This is a genomic window from Streptomyces sp. NPDC088197 (genome assembly GCF_044741185.1).
Taxonomy (GTDB): domain Bacteria; phylum Actinomycetota; class Actinomycetes; order Streptomycetales; family Streptomycetaceae; genus Actinacidiphila.
The window spans coordinates 78,476-90,910 of sequence record NZ_JBIUSD010000002.1 but is presented as its reverse complement, the minus strand read 5'-3'; the positions used below and the strand labels follow the sequence as shown (position 1 = coordinate 90,910).

The window sequence follows — 12,435 nt, the reverse complement described above, 5'->3', positions numbered from 1 at the left end:
GCCGACCCATTTCGATCTGCGACACTTGTCAGATCATGCCTGTACCCGGAGAACTCACTTTTGCCGCGCCGCGTGGGGCCAAGAAGCCGCCGCGGCACCTTGCCGACCTCACTCCCGTCGAGCGGCGGGAGGCGGTGGCCGCGCTCGGGGAGAAGCCGTTCCGGGCGAAGCAACTGTCGCAGCACTACTTCGCGCGGTACGCCGACGATCCGGCGGCGTGGACGGACATTCCCGCCGCGGCGCGGGGGAAGCTGGCGGAGGACCTGCTGCCGGAGCTGATGACGGTGGTGCGGCACGCGTCGTGCGACGACGGGGACACCCGTAAGACGCTGTGGAAGCTGTTCGACGGGACGCTCGTCGAGTCGGTGCTGATGCGGTACCCCGACCGGGTCACGATGTGCATCTCCTCGCAGGCGGGCTGCGGCATGAACTGCCCGTTCTGCGCGACCGGGCAGGCCGGTCTCGACCGGAATCTGTCCACCGCCGAGATCGTGCACCAGATCGTCGCGGGCATGAAGAGCCTGCGCGACGGCGAGGTGCCCGGGGGGCCCGCGCGGCTGTCGAACATCGTCTTCATGGGGATGGGCGAGCCGCTGGCCAACTACAAGCGCGTGATCGGCGCGATCCGCCGCCTCACCGACCCCGAGCCGGACGGCCTCGGCCTGTCGCAGCGCGGCATCACCGTCTCCACGGTCGGCCTGGTCCCGGCGATCTACCGGTTCGCCGACGAGGGGCTGAAGTGCCGCCTCGCGGTCTCGCTGCACGCGCCCGACGACGAGCTGCGCGACACCCTGGTGCCGGTCAACACCCGCTGGAAGGTCCGTGAGGTGCTGGACGCGGCCTGGCACTACGCCGAGGTCTCCGGCCGCCGGATCTCCATCGAGTACGCGCTGATCCGGGACATCAACGACCAGGCGTGGCGCGCGGACCGGCTCGGCCGGATGCTGAAGAACCACCGGGTGCACGTCAATCTGATCCCGCTCAACCCCACGCCCGGCTCCAAGTGGACGGCCTCCCGGCCGGAGGACGAGCGGGCGTTCGTCGCCGCGCTCGAGTCCCACGGCGTGCCCGTGACCGTGCGGGACACCCGCGGCCAGGAGATCGACGGCGCGTGCGGCCAGCTCGCGGCCTCGGAGCGCTGAGGCGCCGGGCGCTGTGACGGCCAGGCGCTTTGAGGGCCGGGCCCTCGAAGGGTGAGGCGCTCGAAGGACGAGCGCGTTAAGGGCCCGGCGCTGACCAGCCCTTTCGCACCTGCTGCTATCGTGCTCGTGCAATCACACAAGTACGTACAAGTGAACATTCCGACAGGGGAGCGCCTGAGACGGCGCTGAGAGTGCGGCCCACGAGACCGCAGACCCTCGGACCTGATCCGGGTCATACCGGCGTAGGGAGTCTGCACAGATGAACACCATCCGTCGGCGTGCCATCGGCGCGCTCGTCCTGGCCACGGTCGGCGCCACCGCGCTCGCCGCGTGCGGCAGCGACTCGGGCGGCACCAAGACCAGCGGCGGCAGCACGTCCAAGACCGTGACGCTGGTCAGCCACGACTCCTTCGCGGCGTCCGACGCCGTGCTCAAGGACTTCACCAAGGAGACCGGCTACACGGTCAAGGTGCTGCGCGGCGGAGACGCGGGCGCGGCCGTCAACCAGGCGATCCTCACCAAGGACCACCCGCAGGGCGACGTCTTCTTCGGCGTCGACAACACGCTGCTGTCCCGCGCGCTCGACAACGGCCTGTTCACCCCGTACGCGGCCAAGGGCCTCGACCAGGTGCCCACCGACCTCCAACTCGACGCGGTCAAGCACCGGGTGACGCCCATCGACTCCGGTGACGTCTGCGTCAACTACGACCGGGCGTACTTCACCGCGCACAAGCTGGCCCCGCCCGCCACCTTCGCGGACCTGGTCAAGCCGGAGTACAAGAACCTGCTGGTCACCGAGAACGCCGCGACGTCCTCGCCCGGTCTGGCCTTCCTGCTCGGCAGCGCCGCCGCCTACGGGGACTCCGACTGGCAGTCGTACTGGAAGAAGCTCAAGGCCAACGGCGTCGAGGTCGTGGACGGTTGGGAGCAGGCTTACAACGACCGCTTCTCCGGCTCCTCGGCAGGCAAGAAGGCCAAGGGCGACAAGCCGCTGGTCGTGTCGTACGCGTCCAGCCCGCCCGCCGAGGTCGTGGGCGTCACCCCCGCGCCCGCCCAGTCCCCGACCGGGGTCTCCACCGGCACCTGCTTCCGCCAGATCGAATTCGCCGGGCTGCTGCACGGCGCGAAGAACACCGCGGGCGGCCAGGCGCTGATCGACTTCCTGCTGAGCAGGACGTTCCAGGAGGACATGCCCCTCCAGATGTACGTCGACCCGGTGCGCAAGGACGCCGCCGAGCCCGAGGTGTTCACCAAATACGGCGCGAAGATCACCGACCCGAAGACGCTGGCGCCCGACAAGATCGCCGCCAAGCGCGACGAGTGGGTCAAGGCATGGTCGTCGATCGTCCTCAAGTGACGCCCGGCGCCGGAAAGACGGACGCGGCCGATACGTCGGGCCACGCCGATACGGCGGACGCGACCGATACGACGGACACGACCGGCACGGCGGACGCGACCGATACGACGGACACGACCGGCACGGCATCGGCGGTACGCGGCAGGGTCTGGTCGCTCGTACCCGGTCGCGGCACCGCGATCCGGCTCGCCCTGATGGCCGTGCCCGCCGCCTTCTTCGGGGTGTTCTTCGCCTACCCCGTGGTCTCCATCGTCGGCCGTGGCCTGCACCAGGGCGGCCGGTGGCAGCTCGGCCGGATCGGCGACGTCCTCGGCGACGGCTCCATCCGGCACGTGCTGTGGTTCACCTGCTGGCAGGCCGCCGCGTCCACCGCGCTGACCCTGGCCGTCGCCCTGCCCGGCGCGTACGTCTTCGCGCGGCTCGACTTCCCCGGCAAGCGGCTGCTGCGGGCCGTCGTCACCGTGCCCTTCGTGCTGCCGACCGTGGTCGCCGGTTCGGCCTTCCTCGCGCTGCTCGGCCGCGGCGGCTTCACCGACTCGCTGTGGGGCGTCCGCCTGGACACCACCGTGTGGGCGATCCTCATCGCGCACGTCTTCTTCAACTACGCGGTGGTCGTCCGCACCGTCGGCGGCCTGTGGGCGCAGCTCGACCCGCGCCAGGAAGAGGCCGCGCGGATGCTCGGCGCGAGCCGGCTCGCCGCCTGGCGGCGGGTCACGCTGCCCGCGCTCGGCCCCTCGGTGGCCGCCGCCGGGCTGATGGTGTTCCTGTTCACCTTCACCTCCTTCGGCGTGATCCAGATCCTCGGCGGCCCGCTGTACTCCACCCTCGAAGTGGAGATCTACCGGCAGACCGCGGAACTCCTCGACCTGCCGACCGCCGCCGTGCTGACCCTGCTGCAATTCGCCGCCGTCGCCGCGATCCTCGCCGTGCACGCCTGGACCGTACGCCGCCGGGAGTCCACGCTGCGGCTGGTCGACGCGGCCACCACCGCGCACCGGCCGCGCGGCAGGGGGGAGCGGACGCTGCTCGCCGGAGTGCTCGCCGTCATCGCGCTGCTGATCCTGCTGCCGCTGGGCGTGCTCGTCGCCCGCTCGCTGGACGGCCCGGACGGCTACGGCTTCGCCTTCTACCGCTCGCTCGGCTCCGTCGGCTCGGGTCGGAGCGGCGGCACCTTCACCGTCGCCCCGCTGGAGACGGTCTGGAATTCGCTGCGGTACGCCGCCGTCGCCACCGTCATCGCCTTGACGGTCGGCGGGCTCGCCGCCGCGGCCCTGGTCCGCAGGGCGGGACGGCTGGTCCGCGGCTTCGACGCGCTGCTGATGCTGCCGCTCGGCACCTCCGCCGTCACCGTAGGCTTCGGCTTCCTGATCACCCTCGACAAGCCGCCGCTCGACCTGCGGTCCTCCTGGATCCTGGTGCCGCTCGCCCAGGCGCTGGTCGGTGTGCCGTTCGTCGTACGCGTCATGCTGCCGGTGCTGCGCGCCGTGGACGACCGGCTGCGGGAGGCCGCCGCGGTGCTCGGCGCGTCACCGCTACGGGTCTGGCGCGAGGTCGAACTCCCGCTCGTCGGACGGGCGCTGGCCGTCGCCGCGGGCTTCGCCTTCGCCGTGTCGCTCGGCGAGTTCGGCGCCACCGTCTTCATCGCCCGCCCCGACAGCCCCACCCTCCCGGTCGCCGTCGCCCGCCTGCTCGGCCGCGCGGGCCCGTCCACGTACGGCCAGGCCATGGCACTGAGCACCATCCTCATGCTGGTCTGCGCCGCGTCGCTGCTGGTGCTGGAGAATCTGCGCCCGCGCGGCGGGGGCGCCGACCCCTCACCCGGAGAGTTCTGATGACGCTGCTGCGAGTCGAGGACGCGACCGTACGGTTCGGCGCGCGGCCCGCGCTGGACGCCGTCACGCTGGAGGTGGCCGCGCACGAGACGGTGTGCGTGCTCGGGCCCAGCGGCAGCGGCAAGTCCACGCTGCTGCGGGCCGTCGCCGGACTCCAGCCGCTGGACGGCGGACGGGTGCTGCTCGACGGCGCCGACCAGGCGGGCGTTCCCGCGCACCGGCGCGGCGTCGGCCTGATGTTCCAGGACCACCAGCTCTTTCCGCAGCGCGACGTCGGCGGCAACGTCGCCTTCGGGCCGCGCATGCACAAGGTGCCGCGCGAGCGGCGCGAGGAGCGGGTGCGCGAACTGCTCGACCTCGTCGGGCTGCCCGGCGCGGGCGGGCGCGGCGTCGCCACGCTCTCCGGCGGGGAGCAGCAGCGGGTCGCCCTGGCCCGCGCCCTCGCCCCCGAGCCGCGGCTGCTCATGCTCGACGAGCCGCTGGGACAGCTCGACCGGGCGCTGCGCGAACGGCTCGTGGTGGAGCTGCGCGAACTCTTCCGTCGCCTGGGGACGACGGTCCTGGCCGTCACGCACGACCAGAGCGAGGCGTTCGCCCTCGCGGACCGGGTCGTGGTGATGCGCGACGGGCGCATCGCGCAGTCCGGTACGCCGCTGGAGGTCTGGCAGCGGCCGGTGTCGCCCTTCGTGGCCCGCTTCCTCGGCTTCGACAACATCGTGGAGGCCAGCGTCGGGGGTGGCGTCGCCGATACGCCGTGGGGGAAGGTGCCGGTGCCCTCCGGCACCCCGCAGGGGCCCTGCCACCTGCTCATCCGGCCCGCCGGGGTGCGCCTCACCGGCCCCGGGTCCGGGCTTCGCTGCACTGTCGTCGCCCGCACCTTTCGTGGCGACCACATCACGCTCGTCCTGGCGCCGGAGGCGGGGCCGCGCCTCGAAGCCGGGTGCCCTTGGCGGGCGGCACCCGAGGTCGGTGCCGAGGTCGCCGTGACCTTCGCCCCCGAAGAGGTCGTCCTCCTCGCGGACGCCCCCCACCGCCCCTAGGGCCGGTCCTTCAGGGGCGCGGGGAACCGCGCGAGCAATCCGCCACCGGCCGGTGGTCCGACGACAACCGATCCGCCCCGTTGGGGGAAAGGATCGGCTGACCGTCTCGGTCAGTGAGCCGTTCTAGGGGGTGGCCAGCTTGGACAGGGCGGCGGGGACTTCCGCGACGGAGTCGACGAGGGCGAGGAGGGGGGACATGGGGCGGCCGGAGGCGAGGGCGGTCAGGAGGGGCCAGGCGGGGAGAGTGGTGGTCCAGTGGACGCGGTCGACGAGGACGAGGGGAACGGGAACCCCTCGGGAGGAGTAGTAGTCGGGGGTGGCGGCGTCGAAGATCTCCTGGACGGTCCCGGCGGCGCCGGGGAGGAAGACGACCCCGCCGGTGCAGCGCGAGAGCAACCCGTCCTCGCGGGTCGCGTTGGCGAAGAACTTGGCGATGCCGGAGGCGAAGGCGTTCGGCGGCTCGTGGCCGTAGAACCAGGTGGGCAGCCCGTAGGAGGGTCCGCCGTCCGGCCAGCGGTCGCGTACCTCGAAGGCGGTACGGGCCCAGTCGCCGACGGAGGGCGCGAAGGACGGGACGCCGGCCAGGACGGCGAGGGCCTTGCGGAGCATCAGGTCGTCGTAGGGCGCGGCGTAGGCGCCGAAGTTGGCGGCCTCCATCGCGCCGGGGCCGCCGCCGGTGGCGACGGTGTGCCCGGCTCTGGCGAGGTCGCGGCCGAGCCGTGCGGCGCCCGCGTAGGCGTCGGAGCCGCGCTCCATGGCGTGGCCGCCCATGACGCCGACCACGCTGAGGCCGCGCAGGCGCTCGTCGAGGGCGTCGGACACGGCGTCGTCGTGGATCGAGCGCAGCATCGAGGCGAGTATGTCGCCCTCCGCCGCGGCGGAGCGCGCCCAGGCGTGCGTACGGGCGTCCGGCGTCCGCTCGTAACCGTCCTCGTCGAGGCCCGCGTACAGCTCGTCGGGGCTGTAGAGCGCGCCCCGGTACGGGTCGAAGGGCAGGTCGGGGACGGGCGGGAAGACCAGCGCGCCGCCCGCGCGCACATGGGCGAGGGCCTGCGGCTCCATCGGGCAGCCGAGGAAGACGGCCTGCGAGGTGTCGGTGACGAGGAGCGCGAACGTACGGTCGGTCAGGTCGACGGCCTGTACGCGGTATCCGGCGAAGGAACCGCTCAGGGCGACCTGGTCGAATTCGGCCAGCGACTCAACTTCCCTGTCCCGTCCGGGAGTTGGGGGAGTGTCGGGCGCTGCGGGCGGGATGTCGGCGGGCACGTCTGAACGATAGTCCTCGGTGCGGCTCACCGGCCCGGCGGGACGGTGGTGAGTACGGCGACCAGGGCCGTGAGGGGGACGGCGGCGGCCAGCAGGACGCCCGCCCGCAGCGCGACCGCGCCGCGCAGGAGCGCGGGGGAGGCGCCGATCTGGCGCAGGGCGGCCATCGCGGGCTCCCGGCCGCGCCGGGCCTCCAGCAGCGCGGTGCCCGCGGTGGCCAGCACGCACACCGCGATCAGGACACCGGCCAGGGCGGTGAGGGGGCCGAAGGGGCGGGCGCCGCCGCGGTGCAGGTCGTACGCGGCCAGGGCCGCGGCGGCGGTGGCGCACAGGGCGCCGAGCGGGCGGCCGACCGCACCGGCCTCCTCCTGGAGGGCCCGTCCGGCCAGCAGCCGGAGCGCGCCGGGGCGGAAGGCGGCGAGCAGCCGTCCGCAGGCGTGCACGAGGCCGGGGCCCGCGAGGACCATGCCCGCGGTGGCGACGACCCAGCCGCCGAGCGCGAGCGGCGCGATGGAGCCGAGACCGCCGGGCAGCGGCACCTCGTGGCCGTGCGGCGCGGCCACCTCGGCGGCGAGCCCGACGGCGATCAGGGCGACGCCCCAGGGCAGGCCGCCGGGCGGATCGGCCGCGGAGACCTTGCGGGTCGCGGGGGCGGGCGCGGTGGAGACGGTGCGCGGTGGCCACAACTGGGCCGCGCCGATGACGGCGGCGCTCACCGGGACCAGCGCGAGCAGCGTCAACGCGCCCGCGAGCGGCACCTGTTCGCCGCCGCCGAGGAGGTCGGAGGCGGCGCCGTGGAAGGGCAGCGCGCCCGTCAGGTCGCCGCGCAGGTGCAGAAACGCCAGCAGGGCCACCGCGCTGCCGACCGCGCAGGTCAGGGCGGTCGCCGACGCGGCGAGCAGGGCCACGCCGACCCGGCCGAGGCCCACCGCGGCCAGTCCGGGACGCGGCCACCGCGCGGGCACCGCCCGCCCCGCGGCGACCGCGAACTGCACGGTCACCACGACCGGCAGCGCGCACCACGCCAGCCGCGCGGCGGCGTCGGCCGGCCGGTGCGGGTGCCCGAGGGCGTATCCCAGCGCGGCCAGCAGCAGCAGCCCGGTGGCCGCCGACGCGGCGGCGACCAGCACCCACCGCACCAGCGCGGTGTACCGCGCCCCGCGTACGACACGAAAACTCAGCACGCCCGGCTCCCTTCCGACACGGGCCGCCGCCCCGTACGGGCCATGGCCACGGCACCGGCCCCGCCGAAGCGGGCACCCGTAAGGGCACGGGCGGTGTGGACAGTCGAGGTCATACGGACGCGGCCCGCGTCGTCGTCGTCGCGGTCGGCTCGGAATCCCGCTCCTGCGCGGGCATCGCGGCGTTGACCCGGCCGTCGAGCAGCGGGATCACGCGGTCCGCGAAGGGCGCGATGTCGTGGTCGCAGGCGCTGAGCACGACGGTGATGCCGTGCGAGCGGGCCGCGCTGGTGAGGGTCCGCATCACCAGGGCGCGGTCGGGGCGGTGCAGCGGCGCGCCCGGGTCGTCGGCGAAGACGATCTCCGGGGTGGTGACCAGGGCGCGGGCCACCGCGATCCGCTGCCGCTCGGCCTGGAGGAGTTCGGCCGGGCGCTTGCGGGCGGCGGCCCCGATGTCGAGCCGGTCAAGCCACTCCTGCGCCGCGGCCCTGGCCGCGCGGTACTTGGTGCCGCGCAGCAGCAGCGGCAGCGCCGCGTTCTCCCAGGCCGTCAGCTCGGGCAGCAGTTGCGAGGTGCTGCCGACCCAGCCGAAGCGGTCCCTGCGCAGCTCGTCCCTGGCCGTCTCGGGGAGGGTGTGGACCGGGGCGCTGTTGAACCACACCTCGCCCTCGTCCGGCACCAACTGCCCCGAAAGGCAGCGCAGCAGCGTCGACTTGCCCGCGCCTCGCGGACCCACGACGGCCAGGATCTCGCCCTGCCGTACGCCCAGCGACACACCCAGCAGCGCGGGGGACCCGTCGTGCGCGTGGCGCAGCGAACGGGCCCACAACACGTCATTGTCCGGCGGGGCCACCATGCCGTTACCTCCGCGGTTCGCGAACCAATCCCCTCCGGGGAGGTTAGGTGCCGTCAGCCCCCGCGGCCCGCAGGCACGGCGGACGTCCCCCGCGAGCCGCCCGTCCGGGTGACAAGCCCCCGACGCCTGCCTGACGCAGGCGGGTGACCCAGTTCCCCGCGCCCCCAAAAGAAGCACGGCGATGGCGTCTCACGCCGCGGGAGCGCGCTGGAAGCGTCAGAGCTTGGTCCACGCCTCGGTCAGGACGCCGCGCAGGATGGCCTCGATGTCGTTGAAGAGGGACTGGTCGGAGGTGAGCGGCGGGGCGAGCTGGACGACGGGGTCGCCGCGGTCGTCGGCGCGGCAGTAGAGGCCGGCGGCGTACAGCTCCTTGGAGAGGAAGCCGTACAGGACGCGCTCGGTCTCCTCGTCGGTGAAGGTCTCCTTGGTGGCCTTGTCCTTGACGAGTTCGATGCCGTAGAAGAAGCCGTTGCCGCGGACGTCGCCCACTATCGGCAGGTCGTTGAGCTTCTTGAGGGTGTCGAAGAAGGCGCCCTCGTTGTCCAGGACGTGCTGGTTGAGGCCCTCGCGCTCGAAGATGTCGAGGTTGGCGATGCCGACGGCGGCCGAGACGGGGTGGCCGCCGAAGGTGTACCCGTGGAGGAAGGTGTTGTTGCCCTTGTAGAAGGGCTCGGCGAGCCGGTCGGAGATGATGCAGGCGCCGATGGGGGAGTACCCGGAGGTCATGCCCTTGGCGCAGGTGATCATGTCGGGCACGAAGTCGAACTTGTCGCAGGCGAACATCGTGCCGAGCCGCCCGAAGGCGCAGATGACCTCGTCGGAGACGAGCAGGACGTCGTACTGGTCGCAGATCTCGCGGACGCGCCGGAAGTAGCCGGGGGGCGGCGGGAAGCAGCCGCCCGCGTTCTGCACCGGCTCCAGGAAGACGGCGGCGACGGTGTCGGGGCCCTCGAAGAGGATCTGCTGCTCGATCTGGTCGGCGGCCCAGCGGCCGAACGCCTCGGGGTCGTCACCGTGGATCGGGGCGCGGTAGATGTTGGTGTTGGGCACCTTGCGCGCGCCGGGGACCAGCGGCTCGAAGGGGGCCTTCAGGGCGGGCAGCCCGGTGATCGACAGGGCGCCCTGCGGGGTGCCGTGGTAGGCGACGGCCCGTGAGATCACCTTGTACTTGGTGTGGTTGCCGGTCAGCTTGTGATACTGCTTCGCGAGCTTCCAGGCCGTCTCGACGGCCTCGCCGCCGCCGGTGGTGAAGAAGACCTTGTTGAGGTCGCCGGGCGCGTAGTGCGCGAGCCGCTCGGCCAGTTCGATCGCCTTGGGGTGCGCGTAGCTCCAGATCGGGAAGAAGGCCAGCTCCTGGGCCTGCTTGTACGCGGTCTCGGCCAGCTCGTGCCTGCCGTGCCCGGCGTTGACGACGAAGAGCCCCGACAGACCGTCGATGTACCGCTTGCCGTGGTCGTCGTAGATGTACGTGCCCTCGCCGCGCACGATGGTCGGCACGGGGGCGTTCTCGTACGACGACATGCGGGTGAAGTGCATCCACAGGTGGTCGTGGGCGGTCCTGGAGGAGTCCGAGGCAGTCGCGGACGGTGCGGGGTTCGTGGAGGTCATGGCTATCTGGTTCCCCAGGTGTAGGTCTGCTTCCGCAGCTTGAGGTAGACGAAGGTCTCGGTGGAGCGGACGCCGGGCAGTGCCCGGATCCGCTTGTTCACCAGGTCCAGCAGGTGGTCGTCGTCCTCGCAGACGATCTCCACCATCAGGTCGAAGGAACCGGCGGTGATGACGACGTAGTCGACCTCGTCCAGCGCGGTCAGGGTCTCGGCGACCGGGTCGATGTCGCCGTCCACGTTGATGCCGACCATCGCCTGCCGCCGGAAGCCCACGGTGAGCGGGTCGGTGACGGCGACGATCTGCATGACGCCCTGGTCGAGCAGCTTCTGTACGCGCTGCCGCACCGCCGCCTCGGACAGGCCCACGGCCTTGCCGATCGTCGCGTACGGACGGCGTCCGTCCTGCTGGAGCTGTTCGATGATCGCGTTCGACACCGCGTCTATCGACGGCGCTCCGCCGTTCTTGTCCCGAGTGGCCACGTGCCCCACTGTGCAGGAGAGGTCGACGGTCGCGCAAGCCCTTCACGATGAAAATCGTCGCCGACGGCCCTCTGTGGTACCGAATCGGTTGTTGAGGGGGGATGGGTGTGTCGAATACGGCAGTCCTGCGGCTAAGCTGGGGAACGTCTCAGCCCGTGGACACCGGACTCGTACGACCAGGGAGCAAGCGCCGTGACCGAACTCCGTACTCTGCGCAATTACATCGACGGAGAGTTCCGCGACGCCGCGGACGGCCGGACCACCGAGGTGGTCAGCCCGGTGACCGGCGACGCGTACGCCACCGCGCCGCTGTCCGGCGCGGCCGATGTGGACGCGGCGATGGCCGCCGCGGCGGCCGCCTTCCCCGCGTGGCGCGACGCCACCCCGTCGGAGCGGCAGAAGGCGCTGCTGAAGATCGCCGACGCGATCGAGGCGCGCGCCGATGAGCTTATCGCGGTGGAGAGCGAGAACACCGGCAAGCCGATCGGACTGACCGCCAGCGAGGAAATCCCGCCGATGGTGGACCAGATCCGCTTCTTCGCGGGCGCCGCGCGCATGCTCGAAGGCCGCTCGGCCGGTGAGTACATGGAGGGCATGACGTCCATCGTGCGGCGCGAGCCGGTCGGCGTCTGCGCGCAGGTCGCGCCCTGGAACTACCCGATGATGATGGCCGTGTGGAAGTTCGCCCCGGCCATCGCGGCGGGCAACACCGTCGTCCTCAAGCCGTCCGACACCACGCCCGCCTCCACCGTGCTGCTCGCCGAGATCCTCGGCGGCATCCTCCCCAAGGGCGTCTTCAACGTCGTCTGCGGCGACCGGGACACCGGCCGGGCGATGGTCGAGCACCCGGTGCCCGCGATGGCCTCCATCACCGGTTCGGTGCGCGCGGGCATCGAGGTCGCCGGATCGGCCGCCAAGGACGTCAAGCGGGTCCACCTCGAACTGGGCGGCAAGGCCCCCGTCGTGGTCTTCGAGGACACCGACATCGCCAAGGCCGTCGAGGACATCGCCGTCGCCGGATTCTTCAACGCCGGGCAGGACTGCACCGCGGCCACCCGCGTCCTGGTCCAGGAGTCGATCCACGCGGAGTTCACCGCCGCCCTCGCCAAGGCCGCCGCCGAGACCAGGACCGGCCTGCCGGACGACGAGGACGTGCTGTACGGGCCGCTGAACAACGCCAACCAGCTCGCCCAGGTCAGCGGCTTCATCGAGCGGCTGCCCGCGCACGCCAAGGTCGAGACCGGCGGCCACCGGGTCGGCGAGCGCGGCTACTTCTACGCGCCGACCGTCGTGTCCGGGCTGCGGCAGGACGACGAGATCATCCAGCGCGAGGTCTTCGGCCCCGTCATCACCGTCCAGTCCTTCACCGACGAGGAGCAGGCCGTCGCCTGGGCCAACGGCGTGGACTACGCGCTGGCCTCCTCGGTGTGGACCAAGGACCACGGGCGCGCCATGCGGATGTCCAAGCGGCTGGACTTCGGCTGCGTGTGGATCAACACCCACATCCCGCTGGTCGCCGAGATGCCGCACGGCGGCTTCAAGCGGTCCGGCTACGGCAAGGACCTGTCGGGCTACGGCTTCGAGGACTACACGCGGATCAAGCACGTGATGACCTCGCTGGACGGCTGAGCCGGCCGTCCGGCCTCCCCCGCGGGCGGGCCCGCGGGGGAGGGG

10 protein-coding genes and 1 riboswitch are annotated in these 12,435 nt (G+C 72.4%); of the genes, 5 read left to right on the top strand and 5 right to left on the bottom strand.

Features of this window, described 5'->3' with window-relative positions; translation table 11 throughout:
* Nucleotides 1-35: 35 nt before the first annotated feature.
* The 4 genes from rlmN (at nucleotide 36) to ACIOC1_RS05180 (ending at nucleotide 5,371) form a co-directional block, all read left to right on the top strand.
* Nucleotides 36-1,142, top strand: coding sequence for a 23S rRNA (adenine(2503)-C(2))-methyltransferase RlmN (gene rlmN, locus ACIOC1_RS05195; protein ID WP_355346501.1), 1,107 nt, complete (start codon nucleotides 36-38; stop codon nucleotides 1,140-1,142).
* A gap of 154 nt (nucleotides 1,143-1,296) precedes the next feature.
* Nucleotides 1,297-1,408: riboswitch (TPP riboswitch) on the top strand.
* Nucleotides 1,402-2,499, top strand: a complete 1,098-nt coding sequence (locus tag ACIOC1_RS05190) for a thiamine ABC transporter substrate binding subunit (protein ID WP_401852107.1) — start codon at nucleotides 1,402-1,404, stop codon at nucleotides 2,497-2,499. It overlaps the preceding riboswitch by 7 nt.
* 194 nt (nucleotides 2,500-2,693) lie before the next feature.
* The gene (locus ACIOC1_RS05185) at nucleotides 2,694-4,331 is read left to right on the top strand and encodes an ABC transporter permease (RefSeq protein WP_401852748.1); all 1,638 of its coding nucleotides are present in this window, start codon (nucleotides 2,694-2,696) and stop codon (nucleotides 4,329-4,331) included.
* Nucleotides 4,331-5,371, top strand: a complete 1,041-nt coding sequence (locus tag ACIOC1_RS05180) for an ABC transporter ATP-binding protein (protein WP_401852105.1) — start codon at nucleotides 4,331-4,333, stop codon at nucleotides 5,369-5,371. The genes ACIOC1_RS05185 and ACIOC1_RS05180 overlap by 1 nt, the downstream gene beginning before the upstream one ends.
* Nucleotides 5,372-5,494: 123 nt before the next feature.
* Here ACIOC1_RS05180 and ACIOC1_RS05175 read toward each other — a convergent pair whose 3' ends face one another.
* The 5 genes from ACIOC1_RS05175 to ACIOC1_RS05155 form a co-directional block, all read right to left on the bottom strand.
* Nucleotides 5,495-6,637, bottom strand: coding sequence for an LOG family protein (locus tag ACIOC1_RS05175; RefSeq protein ID WP_401852102.1), 1,143 nt, complete (start codon nucleotides 6,635-6,637; stop codon nucleotides 5,495-5,497).
* Nucleotides 6,638-6,663: 26 nt separating this feature from the next.
* The gene (locus ACIOC1_RS05170; RefSeq protein WP_401852099.1) at nucleotides 6,664-7,821 is read right to left on the bottom strand and encodes a hypothetical protein; all 1,158 of its coding nucleotides are present in this window, start codon (nucleotides 7,819-7,821) and stop codon (nucleotides 6,664-6,666) included.
* Between the two features lie 109 nt (nucleotides 7,822-7,930).
* Complete coding sequence (locus tag ACIOC1_RS05165) at nucleotides 7,931-8,674, bottom strand: ATP-binding cassette domain-containing protein (RefSeq protein ID WP_391161438.1); 744 nt, start codon at nucleotides 8,672-8,674, stop codon at nucleotides 7,931-7,933.
* Between the two features lie 216 nt (nucleotides 8,675-8,890).
* Nucleotides 8,891-10,282: an aspartate aminotransferase family protein gene (locus tag ACIOC1_RS05160; RefSeq protein WP_355346519.1), complete on the bottom strand. Its 1,392-nt coding sequence runs from the start codon at nucleotides 10,280-10,282 to the stop codon at nucleotides 8,891-8,893.
* 2 nt (nucleotides 10,283-10,284) lie between these two features.
* A complete protein-coding gene (locus tag ACIOC1_RS05155) occupies nucleotides 10,285-10,761 on the bottom strand; it encodes an Lrp/AsnC family transcriptional regulator (RefSeq protein WP_355346522.1) in 477 nt (158 codons plus the stop codon).
* Nucleotides 10,762-10,953: 192 nt separating this feature from the next.
* On the opposite strand from ACIOC1_RS05155, the gene ACIOC1_RS05150 reads away from it, so the two are divergent.
* Nucleotides 10,954-12,390, top strand: a complete 1,437-nt coding sequence (locus tag ACIOC1_RS05150; protein WP_401306106.1) for a gamma-aminobutyraldehyde dehydrogenase — start codon at nucleotides 10,954-10,956, stop codon at nucleotides 12,388-12,390.
* Nucleotides 12,391-12,435 lie beyond the last annotated feature (45 nt).

Coding starts and splice junctions, on each gene's coding strand:
- rlmN (WP_355346501.1), top strand. CDS start 36: ATGCCTGTACCCGGAGAACTCACTTTTGCCGCGCCGCGTGGGGCCAAG.
- ACIOC1_RS05190 (WP_401852107.1), top strand. CDS start 1,402: ATGAACACCATCCGTCGGCGTGCCATCGGCGCGCTCGTCCTGGCCACG.
- ACIOC1_RS05185 (WP_401852748.1), top strand. CDS start 2,694: ATGGCCGTGCCCGCCGCCTTCTTCGGGGTGTTCTTCGCCTACCCCGTG.
- ACIOC1_RS05180 (WP_401852105.1), top strand. CDS start 4,331: ATGACGCTGCTGCGAGTCGAGGACGCGACCGTACGGTTCGGCGCGCGG.
- ACIOC1_RS05165 (WP_391161438.1), bottom strand. CDS start 8,674: ATGGTGGCCCCGCCGGACAATGACGTGTTGTGGGCCCGTTCGCTGCGC.
- ACIOC1_RS05160 (WP_355346519.1), bottom strand. CDS start 10,282: ATGACCTCCACGAACCCCGCACCGTCCGCGACTGCCTCGGACTCCTCC.